This window comes from Streptomyces sp. NPDC028331, assembly GCF_055565775.1.
This window is the reverse complement of sequence record NZ_JBVHTR010000001.1, coordinates 197,334-220,091: the sequence shown is the minus strand read 5'-3', so window position 1 is coordinate 220,091 and position 22,758 is coordinate 197,334. Positions and strand designations below refer to the sequence as shown.

At 69.5% G+C, this 22,758-nt stretch carries 18 protein-coding genes and 1 tRNA gene; 4 read left to right on the top strand and 15 right to left on the bottom strand.

The window, feature by feature from the left end:
* Positions 1–92 precede the first annotated feature (92 nt).
* A complete protein-coding gene (locus tag ACZ4SW_RS01035; protein WP_468236201.1) occupies positions 93–1,271 on the top strand; it encodes a M48 family metalloprotease in 1,179 nt (392 codons plus the stop codon).
* A gap of 70 nt (positions 1,272–1,341) precedes the next feature.
* Here the strand turns inward: ACZ4SW_RS01035 and ACZ4SW_RS01030 are convergent, their stop codons facing one another.
* From ACZ4SW_RS01030 to ACZ4SW_RS00985, 10 genes are all read right to left on the bottom strand, one after another.
* A complete protein-coding gene (locus ACZ4SW_RS01030) occupies positions 1,342–5,241 on the bottom strand; it encodes a DNA-directed RNA polymerase subunit beta' (protein ID WP_468236199.1) in 3,900 nt (1,299 codons plus the stop codon).
* Positions 5,242–5,338: 97 nt separating this feature from the next.
* Positions 5,339–8,827, bottom strand: coding sequence for a DNA-directed RNA polymerase subunit beta (gene rpoB, locus ACZ4SW_RS01025; RefSeq protein WP_468236196.1), 3,489 nt, complete (start codon positions 8,825–8,827; stop codon positions 5,339–5,341).
* Positions 8,828–9,988: 1,161 nt separating this feature from the next.
* Positions 9,989–10,378, bottom strand: a complete 390-nt coding sequence (gene rplL / locus ACZ4SW_RS01020) for a 50S ribosomal protein L7/L12 (protein ID WP_468236193.1) — start codon at positions 10,376–10,378, stop codon at positions 9,989–9,991.
* A 117-nt stretch (positions 10,379–10,495) separates the two neighbouring features.
* Positions 10,496–11,026, bottom strand: coding sequence for a 50S ribosomal protein L10 (gene rplJ / locus ACZ4SW_RS01015; RefSeq protein WP_468236190.1), 531 nt, complete (start codon positions 11,024–11,026; stop codon positions 10,496–10,498).
* A 381-nt stretch (positions 11,027–11,407) separates the two neighbouring features.
* Positions 11,408–12,277, bottom strand: coding sequence for an SCO4651 family lipoprotein (locus tag ACZ4SW_RS01010; protein WP_468236188.1), 870 nt, complete (start codon positions 12,275–12,277; stop codon positions 11,408–11,410).
* A 161-nt stretch (positions 12,278–12,438) separates the two neighbouring features.
* Positions 12,439–13,164: a 50S ribosomal protein L1 gene (gene rplA, locus ACZ4SW_RS01005; protein WP_103841201.1), complete on the bottom strand. Its 726-nt coding sequence runs from the start codon at positions 13,162–13,164 to the stop codon at positions 12,439–12,441.
* A gap of 91 nt (positions 13,165–13,255) precedes the next feature.
* Positions 13,256–13,690, bottom strand: coding sequence for a 50S ribosomal protein L11 (rplK, locus tag ACZ4SW_RS01000; protein ID WP_468236184.1), 435 nt, complete (start codon positions 13,688–13,690; stop codon positions 13,256–13,258).
* A gap of 220 nt (positions 13,691–13,910) precedes the next feature.
* On the bottom strand, positions 13,911–14,744 hold the full coding sequence (gene nusG, locus ACZ4SW_RS00995) for a transcription termination/antitermination protein NusG (protein ID WP_468236182.1): 834 nt from the start codon (positions 14,742–14,744) through the stop codon (positions 13,911–13,913).
* Between the two features lie 80 nt (positions 14,745–14,824).
* Complete coding sequence (gene secE / locus ACZ4SW_RS00990; protein WP_055493151.1) at positions 14,825–15,112, bottom strand: preprotein translocase subunit SecE; 288 nt, start codon at positions 15,110–15,112, stop codon at positions 14,825–14,827.
* 109 nt (positions 15,113–15,221) lie between these two features.
* Positions 15,222–15,294: transfer RNA gene (locus ACZ4SW_RS00985), tRNA-Trp, on the bottom strand.
* A gap of 259 nt (positions 15,295–15,553) precedes the next feature.
* On the opposite strand from ACZ4SW_RS00985, the gene ACZ4SW_RS00980 reads away from it, so the two are divergent.
* Together ACZ4SW_RS00980 and ACZ4SW_RS00975 are read left to right on the top strand one after the other, a co-directional pair.
* Positions 15,554–16,780 (top strand): pyridoxal phosphate-dependent aminotransferase, encoded by a 1,227-nt coding sequence (locus ACZ4SW_RS00980; protein WP_468236180.1) that lies wholly within the window; start codon positions 15,554–15,556, stop codon positions 16,778–16,780.
* Positions 16,781–16,911: 131 nt separating this feature from the next.
* On the top strand, positions 16,912–17,964 hold the full coding sequence (locus ACZ4SW_RS00975) for an adenosine deaminase (protein WP_468236177.1): 1,053 nt from the start codon (positions 16,912–16,914) through the stop codon (positions 17,962–17,964).
* Between the two features lie 810 nt (positions 17,965–18,774).
* On the opposite strand, the gene ACZ4SW_RS00970 is transcribed toward ACZ4SW_RS00975, so the two are convergent.
* Positions 18,775–19,398, bottom strand: a complete 624-nt coding sequence (locus ACZ4SW_RS00970; RefSeq protein ID WP_468236175.1) for a TetR/AcrR family transcriptional regulator — start codon at positions 19,396–19,398, stop codon at positions 18,775–18,777.
* Positions 19,399–19,545: 147 nt separating this feature from the next.
* Between ACZ4SW_RS00970 and ACZ4SW_RS00965 the strand changes: the two genes are divergently transcribed.
* The gene (locus tag ACZ4SW_RS00965; RefSeq protein WP_468236172.1) at positions 19,546–20,178 is read left to right on the top strand and encodes an NAD(P)-dependent oxidoreductase; all 633 of its coding nucleotides are present in this window, start codon (positions 19,546–19,548) and stop codon (positions 20,176–20,178) included.
* 72 nt (positions 20,179–20,250) lie between these two features.
* Here ACZ4SW_RS00965 and ACZ4SW_RS00960 read toward each other — a convergent pair whose 3' ends face one another.
* The 4 genes from ACZ4SW_RS00960 to rpmG all read right to left on the bottom strand — a co-directional run bounded on the left by ACZ4SW_RS00960 (position 20,251) and on the right by rpmG (position 22,687).
* Positions 20,251–21,306: a UDP-N-acetylmuramate dehydrogenase gene (locus tag ACZ4SW_RS00960; RefSeq protein ID WP_468236170.1), complete on the bottom strand. Its 1,056-nt coding sequence runs from the start codon at positions 21,304–21,306 to the stop codon at positions 20,251–20,253.
* A gap of 95 nt (positions 21,307–21,401) precedes the next feature.
* Positions 21,402–21,830, bottom strand: coding sequence for a MaoC family dehydratase (locus ACZ4SW_RS00955; protein WP_468236167.1), 429 nt, complete (start codon positions 21,828–21,830; stop codon positions 21,402–21,404).
* 5 nt (positions 21,831–21,835) lie between these two features.
* Entirely contained in the window at positions 21,836–22,291 is a 456-nt protein-coding gene (locus ACZ4SW_RS00950) for an FAS1-like dehydratase domain-containing protein (protein ID WP_468236165.1), read from the bottom strand.
* A gap of 231 nt (positions 22,292–22,522) precedes the next feature.
* Positions 22,523–22,687 (bottom strand): 50S ribosomal protein L33, encoded by a 165-nt coding sequence (rpmG, locus tag ACZ4SW_RS00945; RefSeq protein WP_003948671.1) that lies wholly within the window; start codon positions 22,685–22,687, stop codon positions 22,523–22,525.
* Positions 22,688–22,758: the final 71 nt, after the last annotated feature.

Below are 22,758 nucleotides of genomic sequence, written 5' to 3'. Positions count from 1 at the left end.
ACCCGGGCGCCATCGCTCCCCAGTACCCGGAGGCGGCCGAGGCCCCGCCCTACCCGGAAGCGCCGGAAGCGGCCGCGCCACCCCCGTATCCCGTGGCCCCACGCCACACGGAGACAGCCGCGGCCCTCCCCCACCCCGAAGCCCCTCCGTACCCGGGCAGTGCTCCGCCCGAGTACCCGGAGGCACCCGCGGACCCGCCACAGCCCATCGCCGCCCCGCTCGCTCCCCCGACTCCCGAAGCCGCCCCCACTGTCCCCGCTCCCCCGACTCCCGAAGCCACTCCCACTGTCCCCGCTTCCCCCAGCCCTTCCGCTCCCGACGACCTCGACTACCGCCACCAGGGCGCACGCATCCACATCTCCGCCCACCAGCGAGGCGCGGACGCCACGGCCTGGGGCCGACTGATCATGTACATCCCCGGCTTCGCGGCGAGCTTCGCCGTTGTCGCCACCATCTCCGTGGCCCTCGCCGGAAACATCGTCGGCTGGCTCATCGTGGCCGCCTGGCTGTTCTCGGGCGGACTCGCCTTCCACCGGCCCACCGAGCGCCTCTTCGCCCGCCGCGTCCTGAAGCTCCGGCGCCCCGAGCCGGACGAACGAGCCCGTCTGGAGCCGGTCTGGCACGAGGTCGCCGCCCGCGCGGGCATCGAGGCCCACACGTACGAACTGATGGTGGAGAACAGCGACGACCTGAACGCGGCGGCGGTCGCGGGCCACATCGTCGGCGTCACGACGTACGCGCTGGGCGAGGTCCCCAGCAGCCACCTGGCCGCCGTACTCGCGCACGAACTCGGCCACCACACCGGCGGTCACTCATGGGCCGGCCTGCTCGGCTACTGGTACTCGCTGCCCGGCCGGATCGCCTGGAACGTGGCGAGCTTCCTCGCCATCATCGCGGTCTACGTCGCCAGCCGGATCAACATGCTCGTGGCCATCGCCCTGTTCCTCCTCCTGGCGGGCTTCGCGCTCATGCTTTCGCTCGCCTACTGGCCCATCGCGCTCTCCCTGCTCGTCGCCCCGTACTTCCTCGCCTACACGGCGCGCAAGAGCGAACTGCGCGCCGACGAACAGGCGGTCGCGCTCGGCTTCGCACGGGAGATGACGGAGGTGCTGCAACACCTCCAGGCGCAGGAGGCGGCGCAGCGCGACCGTGCGGCCACGGCCGGAGAACAGCCGGCCGACCCCGGGGCGCTGACCCGCCTGCTCTCCAGCCATCCCGGCCACCAGGAGAGGCTGCGCGCCCTGGAGCCGCACCTCGCGATCAACCGCTGAGCAGCGCTCCGGCAACGCCGAAGGGCGGCCACCCCCACGGGGTGACCGCCCTTCGGTTCATGCTGCTCGCTTACTGGTTGTACGGACCGTAGTCGTAGTCCTCCAGCGGCACGGCCTGGCCGGAGCCCGTGCCGAACGGCGAGTAGTCGATGTCGTCGTAGCCCACGGCCGAGTACATCGCGGCCTTGGCCTCCTCGGTCGGCTCGACCCGGATGTTGCGGTAGCGGGCGAGGCCCGTACCGGCCGGGATGAGCTTACCGATGATGACGTTCTCCTTGAGGCCGATCAGGGAGTCGGACTTGGCGTTGATCGCCGCGTCCGTGAGGACCCTGGTCGTCTCCTGGAAGGACGCCGCCGACAGCCAGGACTCGGTCGCCAGCGAGGCCTTGGTGATACCCATGAGCTGCGGACGACCGGAGGCCGGGTGACCGCCCTCCTGGACCACACGACGGTTCTCCTGCTCGAACTTCGAGCGCTCGACCAGCTCGCCGGGCAGCAGCTCGGCGTCGCCGGACTCGATGATCGTCACACGGCGGAGCATCTGCCGGATGATGATCTCGATGTGCTTGTCGTGGATCGACACACCCTGCGAGTTGTACACCTTCTGGACCTCGCCGACCAGGTGGACCTGGACGGCACGCTGGCCCAGGATGCGCAGCACGTCGTGCGGGTTGGTGGCACCCACGGTGAGCTTCTGGCCCACCTCGACGTGCTCGCCCTCGCTGACCAGGAGTCGGGCGCGCTTCGAGATCGGGTAGGCCGTCTCGTCGCTGCCGTCGTCCGGCGTGATGACGATCTTCTTGGTCTTCTCGGTCTCCTCGATCCGGACGCGGCCGGAGGCCTCGGAGATCGGGGCGACACCCTTCGGGGTACGGGCCTCGAAGAGCTCGACGACACGCGGCAGACCCTGGGTGATGTCGTCACCGGCCACACCACCGGTGTGGAAGGTGCGCATCGTGAGCTGGGTGCCGGGCTCACCGATGGACTGGGCGGCGATGATGCCGACCGCCTCACCGATGTCGACCAGCTTGCCGGTGGCCAGCGAACGGCCGTAGCACATGGCGCAGGTGCCGACCGCGGACTCGCAGGTCAGGACCGAACGGGTCTTGACCTCCTCGACGCCGCGCGAGACGAGCTCCTCGATGAGCACGTCGCCCAGGTCGGTACCGGCCGGGGCCAGCACCTGACCGTCCACGACGATGTCCTCGGCGAGGCAGCGCGCGTACACGGACGTCTCCACGTTGTCCGCCTTGCGCAGGACGCCGTCGGCGCCGCGCTCGGCGATGTGGAGCTTGAGGCCACGGTCGGTGCCGCAGTCCTCCTCGCGGATGATGACGTCCTGCGACACGTCCACCAGACGACGGGTCAGGTAACCCGAGTCGGCGGTACGCAGAGCGGTGTCCGCGAGACCCTTACGGGCACCGTGCGTGGAGATGAAGTACTCCAGCACGGACAGACCCTCACGGAACGACGCCTTGATGGGCCGCGGGATGGTCTCGTTCTTCGCGTTCGACACCAGACCGCGCATACCGGCGATCTGGCGCATCTGCATCATGTTTCCTCGCGCACCCGAGTTCACCATCATGAAGATCGGGTTCGTCTTCGGGAAGTTCTCGTTCATGGCCTCGGCGACCTCGTTCGTCGCCTTGGTCCAGATCGCGATCAGTTCCTGGGTGCGCTCGTCCTTGGTGATCAGACCGCGCTCGTACTGCTTCTGGACCTTCTCGTCCTGCGCCTCGTAGCCCTTGACGATCTCCTTCTTCGCCTCGGGAACGACGACGTCGGAGATGGCGACGGTGACGCCGGAACGGGTGGCCCAGTAGAAGCCGGCCGTCTTCAGGTTGTCGAGCGTGGCCGCAACGACGACCTTCGGGTAGCGCTCGGCGAGGTCGTTGACGATCTCGGAGAGCTGCTTCTTGCCGACCTCGTAGTCGACGAACGGGTAGTCCTCGGGCAGCAGCTCGTTGAAGAGCGCGCGGCCCAGCGTGGTCTTCAGCGTGAAGCTGTCACCCTGCTGCCACTCCGGCTCGCCCTCCTCGCGGACCGGCGGGGTCCAGCCGCGCGGCGGGATGGTGCCCACCGGGAAGCGGATGTCCACGCGCGACTGCAGCGAGAGCTCGCCGGCGTCGAACGCCATGATCGCCTCGGCCACGGACGCGAACGAGCGGCCCTCGCCCTTGACGTCACGCATCTCGCCGTCGGTGGTGAGGAAGAACAGACCGAGGACCATGTCCTGGGTCGGCATCGTCACCGGACGGCCGTCGGCCGGCTTGAGGATGTTGTTCGAGGACAGCATCAGGATGCGGGCCTCGGCCTGCGCCTCCGCGGACAGCGGCAGGTGCACGGCCATCTGGTCACCGTCGAAGTCCGCGTTGAACGCGGTGCAGACGAGCGGGTGGATCTGGATGGCCTTGCCCTCGACGAGCTGCGGCTCGAAGGCCTGGATGCCGAGGCGGTGCAGCGTGGGCGCACGGTTCAGCAGAACCGGGTGCTCCGCGATGACCTCTTCCAGCACGTCGTACACGACCGTGCGGCCGCGCTCGACCATGCGCTTGGCCGACTTGATGTTCTGCGCGTGGTTCAGGTCGACCAGGCGCTTCATCACGAACGGCTTGAACAGCTCCAGCGCCATCGCCTTCGGCAGACCGCACTGGTGCAGCTTGAGCTGCGGACCGACGACGATCACGGAACGCGCGGAGTAGTCCACACGCTTGCCGAGCAGGTTCTGACGGAAGCGACCCTGCTTGCCCTTCAGCATGTCGCTGAGGGACTTCAGCGGGCGGTTGCCGGGGCCCGTGACCGGGCGACCGCGACGACCGTTGTCGAAGAGGGCGTCAACGGCCTCCTGAAGCATGCGCTTCTCGTTGTTGACGATGATCTCCGGGGCACCGAGGTCCAGGAGCCTCTTCAGACGGTTGTTGCGGTTGATCACACGGCGGTACAGGTCGTTCAGGTCGGAGGTCGCGAAGCGGCCACCGTCGAGCTGCACCATCGGACGCAGGTCCGGCGGGATGACCGGGACGCAGTCCAGGACCATGCCCTTGGGGCTGTTGGACGTCTGCAGGAACGCCGAGACGACCTTCAGCCGCTTGAGCGCACGGGTCTTCTTCTGGCCCTTGCCGGTGCGGATGATCTCGCGGAGGCGCTCGGCCTCCTCGTCCAGGTCGAAGGACTCCAGGCGCTTCTGCAGCGCCGCGGCACCCATCGAACCGTCGAAGTACGTGCCGAAGCGGTCACGCAGCTCGCGGTAGAGCAGCTCGTCGCCCTCCAGGTCCTGGACCTTGAGGTTCTTGAACCGGGTCCACACCTCGTCGAGGCGGTCGATCTCGCGCTGCGCACGGTCGCGAAGCTGCTTCATCTCGCGCTCGGCACCCTCGCGCACCTTGCGGCGCACGTCGGCCTTGGCGCCCTCGGCCTCCAGCTCGGCCAGGTCGGCCTCGAGCTTCTTGGCGCGGGCCTCCAGGTCGGCGTCGCGGCGCTGCTCGATCTGCTGGCGCTCCACGGAGACGTGGGCCTCCAGCGAGGGCAGGTCGCGCTGACGGCGCTCCTCGTCGACGTACGTGATCATGTACGCCGCGAAGTAGATGACCTTCTCCAGGTCCTTCGGCGCCAGGTCGAGCAGGTAGCCCAGGCGGCTCGGGACGCCCTTGAAGTACCAGATGTGCGTGACGGGCGCGGCCAGCTCGATGTGGCCCATCCGCTCACGACGCACCTTCGCGCGCGTGACCTCGACGCCACAGCGCTCGCAGATGATGCCCTTGAAGCGGACGCGCTTGTACTTGCCGCAGTAGCACTCCCAGTCCCGGGTGGGGCCGAAGATCTTCTCGCAGAAGAGGCCGTCCTTCTCGGGCTTGAGGGTGCGGTAGTTGATGGTCTCGGGCTTCTTGACCTCGCCGTGGCTCCACTGGCGAATGTCGTCAGCGGTGGCCAGGCCGATCCGGAGCTCGTCGAAGAAGTTGACGTCGAGCACTATGCGTCAATCCCTCTCAGGGTCGTTAAGTCTGTGGTCTGAAACGGGGGCCTGGGGGTCGGCGGGCCTGATGGTCGTCAGGCCCGCCGGACTCCCGTCAGACCTCTTCGACGCTGCTCGGCTCGCGCCGGGACAGGTCGATGCCGAGCTCCTCCGCAGCGCGGAAGACGTCCTCGTCGGTGTCGCGCATCTCGATGGACATGCCGTCCGAGGACAGCACCTCCACGTTGAGGCACAGGGACTGCATTTCCTTGATGAGCACCTTGAAGGACTCGGGAATGCCGGGCTCAGGGATGTTCTCGCCCTTGACGATGGCCTCGTAGACCTTCACGCGGCCGGTGACGTCGTCGGACTTGATGGTCAGCAGCTCCTGGAGGGCGTACGCGGCGCCGTAGGCCTCGAGGGCCCACACCTCCATCTCGCCGAAGCGCTGGCCACCGAACTGGGCCTTACCACCCAGCGGCTGCTGGGTGATCATCGAGTACGGACCGGTCGAGCGGGCGTGCAGCTTGTCGTCGACCAGGTGGTGCAGCTTGAGGATGTACATGTACCCGACCGAGATCGGGTCCGGGAACGGCTCACCGGAGCGGCCGTCGAACAGCCGCGCCTTGCCGGACGGGAGCACCATGCGCTCGCCGTCGCGGTTCGGCAGGGTGTGCTGGAGCAGACCGGCCAGCTCGTCCTCGCGGGCACCGTCGAACACCGGGGTGGCGACGTTGGTGCGCGGGGCGACCTGGTCGGCGCCGATGGCCTGCAGGCGCTGCGCCCACTCGTCCGCCAGGCCGGAGACGTCCCAGCCCTGGCTGGCAAGCCAGCCGAGGTGGATCTCCAGGACCTGTCCCGGGTTCATTCGGGACGGCACACCCAGCGGGTTGAGGATGATGTCGACCGGGGTGCCGTCCTCCAGGAACGGCATGTCCTCGATCGGCAGGATCTTGGAGATGACACCCTTGTTGCCGTGGCGGCCGGCGAGCTTGTCACCGTCGGTGATCTTGCGCTTCTGCGCGACGTACACGCGCACGAGCTGGTTCACACCGGGGGGAAGCTCGTCGCCCTCCTCGCGGTCGAAGACGCGCACGCCGATGACCTTGCCGGTCTCGCCGTGCGGCACCTTCAGCGAGGTGTCACGGACCTCACGGGCCTTCTCACCGAAGATCGCGCGCAGCAGGCGCTCCTCGGGGGTCAGCTCGGTCTCACCCTTCGGGGTCACCTTGCCGACGAGGATGTCGCCGGCGATGACCTCGGCACCGATGCGGATGATGCCGCGCTCGTCGAGGTCGGCGAGGACCTCCTCGGAGACGTTCGGGATGTCCCGGGTGATCTCCTCGGGGCCGAGCTTGGTGTCACGGGCGTCGACCTCGTGCTCCTCGATGTGGATCGAGGAGAGGACGTCGTCCTGGACCAGGCGCTGGCTGAGGATGATCGCGTCCTCGTAGTTGTGGCCTTCCCAGGGCATGAAGGCGACCAGCAGGTTCTTGCCGAGCGCCATCTCGCCGTTCTGGGTGGCCGGGCCGTCGGCGAGGACCTGGCCCTCGATGACGCGGTCACCCTCGTTGACGATGACCTTCTGGTTGACCGAGGTGCCCTGGTTGGAGCGGGCGAACTTGGCCAGGCGGTACGTGATGTACGTGCCGTCGTCGTTGGCGGTGGTGATGTAGTCCGCGGAGACCTCCTGGACCACACCGGCCTTCTCGGCCTTGACGACGTCGCCGGCGTCGACGGCGGAGCGGTACTCCATGCCGGTGCCGACGAGCGGGGACTCGGACTTAATCAGCGGCACGGCCTGACGCATCATGTTCGCGCCCATGAGGGCACGGTTGGCGTCGTCGTGCTCGAGGAAGGGGATCATGGCGGTCGCGACCGACACCATCTGGCGCGGCGAGACGTCCATGTAGTCCACGTCCTCGGGGGCGACGTAGTCGACCTCGCCGCCACGGCGGCGCACCAGGACGCGGGCCTCGGCGAACCGGAGGTCCTCGGTCAGCGGCGCGTTGGCCTGGGCGATGACGAAGCGGTCCTCTTCGTCGGCCGTGAGGTAGTGGACCTCTTCGGTGACGACACCGTTCTCGTCGACCTTGCGGTACGGGGTCTCCACGAAGCCGAACGCGTTCACGCGGCCGTAGGTGGCGAGCGAGCCGATCAGACCGATGTTCGGGCCTTCGGGGGTCTCGATCGGGCACATGCGGCCGTAGTGCGAGGGGTGCACGTCACGGACCTCGAAGCCGGCCCGCTCACGGGACAGACCACCCGGACCCAGCGCGGACAGACGCCGCTTGTGCGTCAGCCCGGACAGCGGGTTGTTCTGGTCCATGAACTGGGACAGCTGGCTGGTGCCGAAGAACTCCTTGATGGAGGCGACGACCGGCCGGATGTTGATCAGGGTCTGCGGCGTGATCGCCTCGACGTCCTGCGTGGTCATGCGCTCGCGCACGACGCGCTCCATACGCGCCAGACCCGTGCGGACCTGGTTCTGGATGAGCTCGCCGACGCTGCGCAGACGGCGGTTGCCGAAGTGGTCGATGTCGTCGGTCTCGACGACGACCGTCTCGCCGTTGTCACCGACGGTCTCGGTCTCACCGGCGTGCAGCTTCACCAGGTACTTGATCGTCGCGATGATGTCCTCGACGGTCAGGATGCCCGCGTCCAGCGGGGTGTCCGTACCCAGCTTCTTGTTGACCTTGTAGCGGCCGACCTTCGCGAGGTCGTAGCGCTTCGGGTTGAAGTAGAGGTTCTCCAGCAGCGTCTGCGCGGCCTCACGCGTGGGGGGCTCGCCCGGGCGCAGCTTGCGGTAGATGTCGAGCAGCGCGTCGTCCTGGCCCTGGGTGTGGTCCTTCTCCAGGGTGGCGCGCATGGATTCGTAGTCGCCGAACTCCTCGAGGATCTGCTCGGTCGTCCAGCCGAGCGCCTTCAGGAGGACGGTGACGGACTGCTTGCGCTTGCGGTCGATGCGGACACCGACCATGTCGCGCTTGTCGATCTCCATCTCGAGCCAGGCACCCCGGGACGGGATGATCTTGGCGGAGAAGATGTCCTTGTCGGACGTCTTGTCGATGGTGGAGTCGAAGTAGACGCCGGGCGACCGCACGAGCTGGGAGACGACGACACGCTCGGTGCCGTTGATGACGAAAGTGCCCTTGTTCGTCATGAGCGGGAAGTCGCCCATGAAGACGGTCTGGGACTTGATCTCGCCGGTCTCGTTGTTGGTGAACTCGGCCGTGACGAACAGGGGCGCGGCGTAGGTGAAGTCGCGCTCCTTGCACTCGTCGATCGAGTTCTTCGGCGGCTCGAAGCGGTGGTCGCGGAAGGTCAGCGACATGGACCCCGAGAAGTCCTCGATCGGGGAGATCTCCTCGAAGATCTCCTCGAGGCCGGACTTGGTCGGGACGTCCTGACCGTTCTCCAGAGCCTCCTCGACGCGAGCCTTCCACGCGTCGTTGCCGAGCAGCCAGTCGAAGCTCTCGGTTTGCAGCGCGAGAAGGTTCGGAACCTCGAGGGGCTCCTTGATCTTTGCAAAGGAGATGCGCAGCGGGGCGGTGCTGGCGCCGTTGTTCGTATTCGCGGTCGAGGCAGTGCGCGAGGCGGCCAAGAGGGGGTCCTTCCGAGGGCTCGGACTCACTACGCGCGTCCCGGTCCCCGCCGGGCACAGAGATGGAAAGCCTCAGGTCAGAGACTTTTATGCTCGGTGCTCAAGCATGGGGCGTGCTCCTGGTGACGGGCAGGAGGCAGCTAACAGGCAGCGCAAAGGGTCAGTGTAGCCACAAGGCACACTGATGTCCAGTGCGGGTTTTCAGGCTTCCGCTGGAGGCCCTCGTTGTCCCTCAACACCTGCGGCACGCCACGCCTTCGATGCACATCGATACTGCCCTCTTCGTCGTCGATCCATGCCTCGGATCCGGATCGTTGTGACGACGCGTCCTGAGAATTGCGCGCTGCGTGCGGTTCGTCAAGGCCCCCCTTGCCCAAACCGGGTGCTGCCATCGTCACGTTCGACCTGTCACCGGGGCCCTCGGGAGGCACGACCGAAGATCACCATACCCCCCACGGCGACGCACGCAAGGCAGCCGCCACCGGACCCCCCGGAACGCCGAAGAGCGACCACCCGGATGGATGATCGCACCTCGGCACGTCCGCGTTACAGCCTTGGGGGTGAGACGTGCGTCGGGTTCGAGGCGGGGGGTTACGGCGGACGGGTGAATGCCGTTCGGGGCTCGGGGGGGCGGGGTGGTCGGCCGGGGCTGGGGGTGGCGGGGTCGGCCGGGCCGGGGTCGCGCGGTCGGCCGGGGCCGGGTCCCGCAGTCGGCCGGGGCTGGGGGCGGCCAGGTCGGCCGCGCGGGCCGGGTCCCGCAGTCGGCCCGAGCCGCGGGGCGGCCGGGCCGGGGTCCCGCCCCCGGCCCGAGCCAGTACGGAAGGCTCCGTGGCATGGCATCTGACGAACTCGGCCCCGGCACCGTCGGCACGGGCTCATCAGCCGAGCCGCCTCCGGCAAGGGCCCGAGCAGCCCCGTCTTCGCCAAGGGCTCCCGGGCGCCGGCTCCGCCCCCGGCAATGGGTCCCGGGGCGCCCGATCCCCCCTCCCCGGGCGGGGCCGGCGGCCGCCCACCACCACCGGCCCGGACGGGCAGCGACGGCGGGCACCGCCGGACCTCGGAGTGTTGGCACATGCGAAAGGGGGCCGTACGGAGCGCTCGCTCCGTACGGCCCCCTCGGGTCCTGTGCGGACCCGGAGTCCTGCTGGACCCTCGAAGGTCTTACTTGACCTCGACCGAGGCGCCGGCGCCCTCGAGGGCCTCCTTCGCCTTGTCGGCCTGCTCCTTGTTGACCTTCTCGAGGACCGGCTTCGGCGCACCGTCGACCAGGTCCTTGGCCTCCTTCAGGCCCAGGGAGGTCAGCTCACGCACGACCTTGATGACCTGGATCTTCTTGTCACCGGCGCCGGCGAGGATGACGTCGAACTCGTCCTTCTCCTCCTCGGCCTCGGCAGCGGCGCCACCAGCGGCACCACCGGCGACGACGACCGGCGCGGCAGCGGCGGCGGTGACGTCGAACTTCTCCTCGAAGGCCTTCACGAACTCGGAGAGCTCGATGAGGGTCATCTCCTCGAACTGGGCAAGCAGCTCGTCCTGGGTGAGCTTCGCCATGATGGCGGTCCTTCCACTCAAATCGGCAGGTGCCGGATGTACTGGATAAGGCGGGCGTACGTCGGCCCGCTGCGACCCGTGCCGCGTCAGACGGCGCGGATCAGAAAGCGAGCCGAATTACTCGGCACCGCCCTGCTCTTCCTGCTTGGCGCGGAGCGCGTCCACGGTGCGGACGAGCTTCGACGGCAGCGCCTGGAAGACGGAGGCAGCCTGGGACTGCTTCGCCTTGAAGGCACCGGCCAGCTTGCTGAGCAGAACCTCGCGGGACTCGAGGTCCGCAAGCTTCTTGATCTCGTCGGCGGACAGCGCCTTGCCGTCAAGGACACCGCCCTTGATGACGAGATTCGGGTTGTCCTTGGCGAAGTCACGGAGACCCTTCGCCGACTCCACCGGGTCACCGGTGACGAAGGCGACGGCCGTCGGACCAGCGAAGAGCTGGTCGTCCAGCGTGATCCCGGCCTCGTTGGCCGCAATCTTGGTCAGCGTGTTCTTCACCACGGCGTACTGGGCGTTCTCACCGAGCGACCGGCGCAGCGTCTTGAGCTGCGCCACGGTGAGACCGCGGTACTCGGTCAGCACGGCGGCGTTGGAGCTGCGGAACTTGTCCGTCAGCTCGGCAACCGCGGCAGCCTTGTCGGGCCTCGCCATAGAGCCTCGGCCTCCTTCCGGGTGATTCGGACCGCGCGGACCCGAAGGAGGACTGGGGAAAACGAAACGCCCCGGCGCAGGCGCACGGGGCGGGCTCGACCAGCCGTACGCACATCTCGACGCACGTACTCCGGGAGCTCTTCCACTGTCACCTGCGCGGGTCGTCCGCAGTTCAGCGGATCCTTCGGCCACCGCGCCCTCGTTCGAGCGCACGGCAACGACCAGCGGTCTTTGGCTTCTGTAGGAGGGTACGGGAACGAATCGCCGGCAAGCAAATCCGCTCCCGCGGATCAGCTCCCGTCCAGCGCTCGCGGGTGGTCGCGCCCCATGCACGGGACGCACGCCGCGGGCCCCGCAGGCTCACCGGCGGGCTCCCGCGGGCTATGAGCCGCCCCGTGTGGTGAGCAGCTCCGTGAAGTCGGCCGTGTCCGCCCGCGGGGGCTTGGTCGCCGAGAACTTCGTGCCGTAGTCGCGGTAGTACGCCGTCGAGGACATCCGGCCGCTCGACAGCTCGCCCCGCTCGGCCTTCTTGACCAGCAGGCCCTGGCCGTCGACCCAGATGTCGACCGTCTCCTCGATGACGCCGGCCTGCTGCAGCCGCTCCTTCAGGCCGCCCGTCAGGGACGCCGGGGTGACCGTGCCGGAGTAGTGGGTGGTGCGACGGCCGCGTACCGTCTCCTCCGCGACCCTGTGCACGTCCCGGGAGGCGATGAGCAGCCTGACCGGCTGCAGCGGGGCGGTGTTGCGCAGCTGGGCCGTCAGAGCGGCGCCAGAGCCGCCCGGCAGGGCCGCCAGGTCGTCGTAGCCGTACCTGATCCAGTGCCGTCCGTTGAGCCGCCGGGCGAACGCGTCGCCCACCCTGGCGTAGTACGCGTCGGGCAGCAGCCGTGCCTCCATCGACGTACTGCCGAGCGTGCGCATCGTCTCCGCGAGCTGCCCGCCGGTGTAGGTGATGCGGAGCGTACCCACCGGGTCGCCGGACCAGCCGAGGACGCCGTCCGTCCGCAGGGCCAGCATCTCGCCCATGGCCGTCGTGGACTCGACCCGTGCCGAGCCGGCCCGGGAGGTGGCCTTCTCCACGGCCCGCAGGGCCGCCAGCGACCGCGTGTCGACGTGGGTGGGGCCGCCGGACGGCGCCGCGGAGCGCTGCCCGGAGCCGCCGTCGCCCGCGCGGCTGCACGCCGGCAGGGCGGACAGGGCGAGAACCGCCGCGACCGGGAGGATCCCGCGCCGGAAGATGCCGTCCCTCATGCGTTCCCCCCCTGATGCGCTCCGTGATCTTCACGCTAACTCCGGCTCGGGGAATCGGCACGCACATGAGGTGAAACGGCATGTGCCCCGCGTCTCAGACGCCGACGGGCCCCGCACCTCGAAGGTGCGGGGCCCGTGACCGACCGGGTGAGCCTTCAGGCTCAGACCGCGGCCGGGTCCTCCTCGACGAGGAGGTTGCGGGTGCGGTTCGGGTCGACCGGGATGCCGGGGCCCATCGTGGTGCTGACCGCGGCCTTCTTGATGTAGCGACCCTTGGCGGCCGACGGCTTCAGACGGAGGATCTCCTCCAGCGCCGCGCCGTAGTTCTCCACCAGCTTGGTGTCGTCGAAGGACGTCTTGCCGATGATGAAGTGCAGGTTCGAGTGCTTGTCGACGCGGAACTCGATCTTGCCGCCCTTGATGTCGTTGACGGCCTTCACGACGTCCGGGGTCACGGTGCCGGTCTTGGGGTTCGGCATCAGACCACGGGGACCGAGCACGCGGCCGAGGCGGCCGACCTTGCCCATGAGGTCCGGGGTGGCGACGACGGCGTCGAAGTCCAGACGGCCCTTCGACACCTCGTCGATCAGCTCGTCGGCGCCGACGATGTCGGCGCCCGCGGCACGAGCGGCCTCGGCACGGTCACCGGTCGCGAAGACCAGGACCCGGGCGGTCTTACCGGTGCCGTGCGGGAGGTTCACGGTGCCACGGACCATCTGGTCGGCCTTGCGCGGGTCGACACCCAGACGCAGGGCGACCTCGACGGTGCCGTCGAACTTGGTCGTGGAGGTCTCCTTGGCGAGACGGACGGCCTCGAGCGGGGCGTAGAGCTTCTCCCGGTCGATCTTGGCGTCCGCAGCGCGGAGAGCCTTGCTGCGCTTGCTCACAACTGCTCCTGTGGGTTCTGAAGGAGTCGTGGTACGGGCCGAGCAGGCCCTGCCACGTGCGGCCGGAGCCGCATGGTTACGAAGGTCGGGTTCAGCCCTCGACCGTGACGCCCATGGAACGGGCGGTGCCGGCGATGATCTTCTCGGCGGCGTCCAGGTCGTTGGCGTTGAGGTCGGGCATCTTGGTCTGGGCGATCTCGCGGACCTGCGCCTGGGTGATCTTGGCGACCTTGGTCTTGTGCGGCTCGCCGGAGCCCTTCTCGATGCCCGCGGCCTTCAGGATCATCTTGGCCGCCGGCGGAGTCTTGGTCACGAAGGTGAAGGAGCGGTCCTCGTAGACCGTGATCTCCACCGGGATGACCCAACCGCGCTGCGACTCGGTCGCGGCGTTGTAGGCCTTGCAGAACTCCATGATGTTGACGCCGTGCTGACCCAGCGCCGGACCGACCGGCGGGGCCGGGTTGGCGGCGCCGGCCTGGATCTGGAGCTTGATGAGCCCCGTGACCTTCTTCTTCTTGGGAGGCATAGCTCTCTCCGGGTCCTTAGTGAGAGTTTTCCGCCGCCATCCTTGGGCGTGATCGCCCGGATCACCTTGGGCTCGATCGCCCGGATCATCCGGATGGAGGCATACCGCACAACGATAACGGGTACCGGTGCGCGGCCAAAAACCGACAGGTCAGACGGCCCCTCAGGGGGAGTCCGTCTGACCTGGCCGGTGGCTGGTGCGGCAGAGGAACCAGTCGGAACTAGTTCTTCTGGATCTGGTCGAAGGAGAGCTCGACCGGCGTCTCGCGGCCGAAGATCTCCACCAGGCCCTTGACCTTCTTCGAGTCGGGGTTGATCTCGTTGATGGTCGCCTGCAGCGTGGCGAACGGGCCGTCGGTGACGGTGACCGAGTCGCCGACCTCGAAGTCCAGCACCTGGACCTCGACCTTGCGCTGCGGGGCCGGCTTGCCCTCGGCCTCGGCGGCCTCGCGGGCGGCCTTGGCCTCGGCCTCCGGGGCGAGCATCTTGACGACCTCGTCGAGGGACAGCGGGTAGGGGTCGTAGGCGTTGCCGACGAAGCCCGTGACACCGGGCGTGTTGCGGACGACGCCCCAGGACTCGTTCGTCAGGTCCATGCGGACGAGCACATAACCGGGCAGCTTGTTCTGCTTGACGGTCTTCCGCTCGCCGTTCTTGATCTGGACGATCTCTTCCTCGGGGACCTCTGCCTGGTAGATGTACTCCTCGACGTTCAGCGTGACGGCACGCTGCTCCAGGTTCGCCTTGACCCGCTTCTCGTAGCCGGCGTAGGTGTGGATCACGTACCACTCGCCGGGCAGTGAGCGCAGCTCCTCGCGCAGCTTCTCGACCGGGTCGAGCTCGGGCTCCGGCTCGCCCTCGGCCTCCTCGGACGCGGCCTCTTCCTCGCCCTCCACGTGCAGGGCGGTCTCCTCGGCCGGCTCGCCCGCGGCGGCTTCGGCAGCCTCGGCCTCGTCGACCTCGTCCGCGCCCTCGACGATGTCGAGCTCGTCATCCACGGACTCGACGGCCTCCCCGCGAGGCTCCATGGCGTCGTTCAGGTTCGGGTCAGACACGGTGGCTGCTTCTTCCTGGATACATAGGGGTGGAACATGCGAAAGGGACGCCGGGCACGACGGCGTCCTTCGCTCTCGGCTCAGCCGAAGACGTACTTGGCGGCGTGGTTGAGCCCATAGTCAATCAGGGTCACCAGGGCGATCATGATCGCGACGAAGAAGATCACCACGGTGGTGTACGACGTCAACTGGTTACGGGTCGGCCAGACGACCTTGCGGAGTTCCGCGATGATCTGGCGGTAGAAGAGGGCAAGGCGCTTCAGCGGGCCCTTCTTGGCTCGCTTGCCACCCTTACGGGCCTTCTTCTTCGACTCCTGCACCTCGTCCTGGGCGTCAGGCATGTCGATGGAGCCCACGGCGTCCGTCACTCGTCCTCACCTGATTCCCGGGTCGTGGCCGTGCCGCGCCCGGTGGAGCCGCACGGCGAGTGCAATACGTACGTACTGTCCGCACACTTCCTGGTGAAGGAGTGTGTAGCAGGGCCGGAGGGACTTGAACCCCCAACCGCCGGTTTTGGAGACCGGTGCTCTACCAATTGAGCTACGACCCTTTGTGTGTACCCCAACGTACCGCATCCGGCCGGGTGCTCGGTGTGCATCGCCGGTCGCGGCCGCTGAAGGCCAACGAGGTGAGAGTGTACGTGTTCCGGGGCCGGGCGTCGAACAGAAAGCGCCCACAGGCGCCTTGCAGGTGGAAGATCGGCCAGGCGGGGGCGCGGATCCGGACGGTTGTTCAGTCGTCGATCCCTTCTTGTTCAGTCTGTGAAACCCGCGTGCCCGGCGTGTTTCCCGTCTGAAACCATGGGTCCCATGAGCGCTGCAACCCCTCCCACCGAGCGCCGGGTCTCCGCCCGGATCGGGGCGATCTCCGAGTCCGCCACCCTCGCCGTGGACGCCAAGGCGAAGGCCCTCAAGGCCGCCGGGCGCCCGGTGATCGGCTTCGGCGCCGGTGAGCCCGACTTCCCGACGCCGGACTACATCGTCGAAGCGGCCGTCGAGGCCTGCAAGAACCCGAAGTACCACCGCTACACGCCGGCCGGCGGCCTGCCCGAGCTGAAGGCCGCGATCGCCGCCAAGACGCTGCGCGACTCCGGCTACGAGGTGGACCCCTCGCAGATCCTCGTCACCAACGGCGGCAAGCAGGCCATCTACGAGGCGTTCGCCGCGATCCTCGACCCGGACGACGAGGTGATCGTCCCGGCGCCGTACTGGACGACGTACCCCGAGTCGATCCGGCTGGCCGGCGGTGTCCCGGTGGAGGTCGTCGCGGACGAGACGACCGGCTACCGCGTCTCCGTCGAGCAGCTCGAGGCGGCCCGCACCGAGAAGACGAAGGTCGTCCTGTTCGTCTCCCCCTCCAACCCGACCGGCGCGGTCTACAGCGAGGCCGAGACCGAGGCGATCGGCCGCTGGGCCGTCGAGCACGGCCTGTGGGTGCTGACCGACGAGATCTACGAGCACCTGGTCTACGGCGACGCGGCCCGCGTGTCGCTGCCCGCGCTCCTGCCCGAGCTGCGCGACAAGTGCATCGTGGTCAACGGCGTGGCGAAGACGTACGCCATGACGGGCTGGCGGGTCGGCTGGATCATCGGCCCGAAGGACGTGGTGAAGGCGGCGACGAACCTGCAGTCGCACGCCACGTCGAACGTGGCGAACGTGTCCCAGGTGGCCGCCCTGGCCGCGGTGTCGGGCAGCCTGGACGCGGTCGCGAAGATGCGCGAGGCCTTCGACCGGCGCCGCAGGACCATCGTGCGGATGCTGAACGAGATCGACGGCGTGGTGTGCCCGGAGCCGGAGGGCGCGTTCTACGCGTACCCGTCGGTGAAGGGGCTGCTCGGCAAGGAGATCCGCGGCAAGCGCCCGAAGGACAGCGTGGAGCTGGCCGCGCTGATCCTGGAGGAGGCCGAGGTCGCGGTGGTCCCGGGCGAGGCGTTCGGCACGCCGGGCTATCTGCGGCTGTCGTACGCCCTCGGGGACGAGGACCTGGTCGAGGGCGTGAGCCGGATCCAGAAGCTGCTGGCGGAGGCGCGGGACTGACGTCCTCGCGTCCTTCACGCGCGTGTGCGGGCCGTTTCCCCTGGGGGAGGCGGCCCGTCCGCGTGTGCGAGCAAGACCACGTTCGGGGAAAGCGCTACCGGGACGGCAGGGACGTACGGCAGGATCCTGGGATGGAGCATGTACGTGATGTCTCTGCGCTGCCGAAAGCCCATCTGCACCTGCACTTCACCGGGTCGATGCGGCCCGCCACGCTGCTGGAGCTGGCCGACAAGTACGGCGTACGCCTGCCCGAGGCGCTGACGGACGCACTGGTCAGCGGGGAGCCGCCGAGGCTGCGGGCGACGGACGAGCGGGGCTGGTTCCGCTTCCAGCGGCTGTACGACGCGGCGCGCTCGTGCCTGCGGGAGCCGGAGGACATCCGGCGGCTGGTGCGCGAGGCCGCGGAGGAGGACATCAAGGACGGCTCGGGCTGGCTGGAGATCCAGGTCGACCCGACGTCGTACGCGCCGCGGCTGGGCGGTCTGATCCCGGCGCTGGAGATCATCCTGGACGCGGTGGAGACGGCGATGCGGGACACGGGCCTCGGCATGCGGGTCCTGGTCGCCGCGAACCGCATGAAGCACCCGCTGGACGCGCGCACGCTGGCCCGCCTGGCGGTCCGCTACCGCGACCGGGGTGTCGTCGGCTTCGGCCTGTCGAACGACGAGCGCCGGGGCATGGCCCGGGACTTCGACCGCGCCTTCGCCATCGCCCGCGACGGCGGCCTGCTGTCGGCCCCGCACGGGGGCGAGCTGACGGGCCCCGCCTCGGTCCGCGACTGCCTGGACGACCTGCACGCGCACCGTGTGGGCCACGGCGTACGGGCGGCGGAGGACCCGCGCCTGCTGAAACGCCTCGCGGACAGGGGCGTGACGTGCGAGGTCTGCCCGGCGTCGAACGTGGCGCTCGGGGTGTACGAGAAGCCGGAGGACGTCCCGTTGCGGACGCTGTACGAGGCGGGCGTCCCGATGGCGCTGGGCGCCGACGACCCCCTCCTCTTCGGCTCGCGCCTGGCGGCCCAGTACGAGCTGGCCCGCCGCCACCACGGCTTCACGGACGAGGAACTGGCGGAACTGGCCCGGCAGTCGGTACGGGGTTCGGCGGCCCCGGAGGACGTGAAGGCGAAGCTGCTGGCGGGCGTCGACGACTGGCTGAGCACACCGGGCGCCCCGGCAGAAACCTGAGAAGCCCACACGCCCCACCGACCCGGCCCAATCCAGCGAGCCCGCGCTCCAGCCCGTCCGACACCTGGGGCCGGGACGGCCGAAGGCCGGCGGAGGGGGCGGGTCGAGGCGGGGGCGGGGCGCAGCTCTTACGGCAGGGGCCGGGGCGCTTGGCTGTGGGGTCCGGAGTGGAGGCCCCAGCACGGGGGCAGGGGACGCAGCGCCGAGGCAGCGGCCGGGGGCGCAGCGCCGAGGCAGCGGCCGGGGGCGCAGCGCCGAGGCAGCGGCCGGGGGGCGCAGGGCCGAGACAGCGACCCGGGGGCGCAATCCCGAGGCGGGAGCCGGGAGGGGCAGCACCAGCACTCAGGCAGGGCGGGGCACTCGGCTGGGGTTCCGGGGCGGAGCCCCGAGGCGGGAGTCCGCGGAGCAGCACTCAGGCAGGGCGGGCGCTTGGCTGGGGTTCGGGGCGCAGCCCCGAGGCGGGGTCAGGGGCGCAGCCCCAAGGCGGGAGTCCGGGGCGCAGCCCCAGGACGGGAGTCTGGGGCGCAGGGCCGAGACAGCGACCCGGGGGCGCAACCCCGAGGCGGGAGCCGGGAGGGGCAGCACCAGCACTCAGGCAGGGCGGGCGCTTGGCCGGGGTCAGGGGCGCAGCCCCGAGGCGGGTCGGGGGCGCAGCCCCAAGGCGGGAGTCCGGGGCGCAGCCCCGAGACAGCGACCCGGGGGCGCAGCTCCGAGACGGGGGTCCGGGGCGCAGCCCCAAGGCGGGGGGCCGGGGGCGGTAGCCCCCGGGGACGGGAAGGGTAGGGGCGGCGGGGGCGACTTCCGCCCCGGCTACTCCGCCGGCGCGATGCCGTTCAGCAAGGTGCGTGCCAGGCGGTGCGCGAAGTCGTCCACCGGCGGCCGCCCCTCCGCCGCCTCGTAGGCGAACGCCCGCTGCGCACACGCCCCCAGCAACAGCGAGGCTGCCGCGAACGTGTCCGCCTCCGCCCGCACCCGCCCGGCCGCCCGCTCCGCCCGCAGGTACGCGTCCAGCAGCCGTATCGGCATGTGCGGCCCCGCCCCCATCTGCCGCAACGCCTCGTCGTGCCGCCTCTTGAGCTGGGTCTCGGCGTACAGCGACGCCGCGATCGGAAAGCTCTGCTCGTAGAAGAGCGCCGCCTGACGGGCGATGTCGGTGAGGTTCTCCTCCAGGCTGCGGCCCCCCGGCTCGGCCGTCAGACGGCTGATCAGCGGCGTGAGCTGCGGCAGCCGCTCCGTGAGCACTCCGATGAACAGCTCCTCCTTGCTGGAGAAATGCTTGTACAGGGCGGCCTCGGAACAGCCCGCCGCCTTGGCGATCTCCTTGGTCGTGGCCCGGGCGAGCCCCACCGTGAGCATCAGCTCGTGCGCGGCGTCGAGGATCCGGCCCCGCGCCGGCGCCGTCCGCGCTGCCTTCTGCGCCCCTGTCTGCTGCATGGGGCCCAAGGATTCCATGGTCTGTCCCCCGGGGGCTTGACGGGTGGGTGAGTGCTTACTCACTCTAGAGGGAAGCATCAGTGAGTGAACACTCACCCACCGGCACCGCAGGGGCACCACAGGGGCACCACAGGGGAGGCATGCACCATGAAACTGACCGTTTTCGGCGCCACTGGCGGCATCGGCCAGGAGATCGTCAAACAGGCCCTGGCGGCCGGCCACCAGGTCACCGCCGTCGTACGGGACCCCGCCCGGCTCGCCCTGACCGGCGCGGCCCTGGAGGTGGTCCGCGCCGACCTCACCGACGCCGAGGCGCTGCGCCCGGCGGTGACCGGCCGGGACGCCGTGCTGTCGGGACTCGGTGCGCGCAGCCGCGGGGACGCGGGGGTCGCCACCCGGCTGACCCGTACGGTCCTGCGGGCCATGGAGGCCGAGGGGGTGCGGCGGCTGGTCGTGGTGAGCGCGGCGCCGGTCGGTCCCGAGGCCGAGGGGGACGGCCCACTCGACCGCGCCGCTCGCAGCCTGATCTCCGCGATCCTGAAGGACGTCTACGCCGACCTGAGGGAGATGGAGGCCGAACTGGCCCGCAGCGCCACGGACTGGACGGTCGTCCGCCCGCCGCGTCTGCAGGACAAACCGCTCACCGGCGCGTACCGCACGGTCGTCGGCGGCAATCCGGCCAAGGGACGTTTCATCGCCCGCGCAGACGTCGCCCACGCGATGCTGCGGATGATCGACGACCCGGCCACGGTCAAGCAGGGGGTGGGCGTGGCCTACTAGGGGACTTCGGCCTACGGGGCCGACCGACCGGATCAGAGACCGACCGGCCGGATCAGAAACCGCCCAGCCGGATCAGAGGCTCACTCCGACCGTCACCGGCTCGTTCACCAGCGTGATGCCGAAGGCCTCGCGCACTCCCGCCACGACCTCCCGGGCCAGTGCGAGCAGGTCCTCGGTGGTGGCGCGGCCCCGGTTGGTGAGGGCCAGGGTGTGCTTGGTGGAGATACGGGCGGGCCCGGTGCCGTACCCCTTGGTGAAGCCCGCCTTGTCGATCAGCCAGGCCGCCGACGTCTTGGTGTGCCCCTCCCCCGCGGGGTATGCGGGCGGCTCCGCCTCCGCGCCCAGCCGCTCCTTCACGCGCGTGCGGAACGCCGTGAAGTCCTCGTCCGTGAGGATCGGGTTGGTGAAGAAGGAGCCGGCCGACCAGGTGTCGTGGTCCTCCGGGTCCAGGACCATGCCCTTGCCCGTGCGCAGCTTGAGCACCGTCTCGCGGGCGTCGGCCAGCGGCACGCGGTCGCCGGGCTCGACACCTAGGGCGCGAGCGGTCTCGGCGTACCGGATCGGCGCGGACAGTCCCCCAGCGTCCTCGAGTTCGAAGCGGACGCGCAGGACGACATGCCGACCCGGATCGGCCTTGAAGCGGCTGTGCCGGTACGAGAACGCGCACTCGGCGTTCGGAATCGTGACCGTCTCGCGTGTCCTGCGGTCGTAGGCGATCACCTCGGTGATGGTCGAGGAGACCTCCTGGCCGTACGCCCCGACGTTCTGGATCGGGGTCGCGCCCGCGGAGCCCGGGATCCCGGCGAGGCATTCGACACCGGCGAGCCCGGCCTCGACGGTGCGGGCGACGGCGTCGGTCCACACCTCGCCCGCGGCCAGCTCCAGCTTCGTGCCGTCGAGGGCGAATCCCCTCGTGGCGATGCGCAGGGCGGTGCCGTCGAAGCCCTTGTCGCCGATGACCAGGTTGGATCCGCCGCCGATCAGGAGCAGCGGCGTACCGGAGTCGTCGGCCTCGCGGACGGCTTCGATCACCTCGGCGTCGCTGGTGGCGGTGATCAGGCGGTGCGCGGGGCCGCCCAGCCGGAAGGTGGTGAGCGGGGCGAGCGGGGCGTCGTGGAGTTCCTGCACGCGCCCAAGACTACGAGACGGCACCGACAGCCCCGGCATGACGCAAGGGGCGCCCGCCGTGCCGGACGCCCCTTGCCGAATCCTCCGGCCGCCGGTCAGGCCAGCCGTACGACCGCGCGCGACATCCCCAGGACCTTCTGGCCGCCGCTGGTCGCCGTCAGGTCGACACGCACCGTGTTGTCGTCGAGCTTGGCCGCGACCTTGCCGGCGACCTCGACGAGGGCGCCCCGGTCGTCGTTGGGGACGACGACGGGCCTGGTGAAGCGGACGCCGTACTCCACGACCGCGCCCGGGTCGCCCACCCAGTCGGTCACCACACGGATCGCCTCGGCCATGGTGAACATGCCGTGCGCGATGACGTCCGGCAGCCCGACCTCCTTGGCGAACTTCTCGTTCCAGTGGATCGGGTTGAAGTCCCCGGACGCGCCGGCGTACCGCACGAGCGTGGCACGGGTCACGGGGAAGGTCTGCGCCGGCAGTTCGGTACCGACCTCGACGGCGTCGTATGCGATCTTCGCGGTCATCCGGGTCACTCCCCCTCTTCCGGCGCCCTGGCGACGAGCTTCGTCCAGGCGGTCACCACGTGCTCGCCGACCTCGTCGTGGACCTCGCCGCGGATGTCCAGGACGTCGTTGCCGGCCAGGCTCTTGATCGACTCGATGGTCGAGGTGACGGTCAGCAGGTCGCCCGCGCGCACCGGGCGGGTGTAGGCGAACTTCTGGTCGCCGTGCACCACCCGGCTGTAGTCCAGCCCGAGCTGCGGGTCCTCGATGACCTGGCCCGCGGCCTTGTAGGTGATCGCGAACACGAACGTCGGCGGCGCGATCACATCCGGGTGGCCGAGCGCCTTGGCGGCCTCCGGGTCCGTGTAGGCCGGGTTGGCGTCCCCGACGGCCTCCGCGAACTCACGGATCTTCTCCCGGCCGACCTCGTAGGGGTCGGTGGGCGGGTAGGACCGCCCCACGAAGGACTGGTCGAGCGCCATGGCTCGGCACCTCCTGGTGTGTGATGTGGTTGACCGCGCTGGACGAGCCGCCCGGCCCGGAGGCCGTCCGGTCTGGAGACCGCCCGGACCGGAGACCGTGCGGACCGGAGACCGTTCGGACCGTGCGGACCGCCCACATCGTCCCATCCGACGACGAACGCGTGCCGCGCGGGCGGAAACGACACGAGGCCGCCCCCCGTTAGTAGGGGACGGCCTCGCCGGTGAGTCTGATCAGCGCGTCTCGCGGTGCGCGGTGTGCGCGTTGCAACGCGGGCAGTGCTTCTTCATTTCAAGACGATCCGGGTTGTTGCGCCGGTTCTTCTTGGTGATGTAGTTCCGCTCCTTGCACTCCACGCAGGCCAGCGTGATCTTCGGGCGGACGTCGGTGGCAGCCACGTGAGTGCTCCTTGACGAACAGGTGGACGAAATTAACGCAAGAAAGAGTAGCCGATCGAAGGACCGACCCC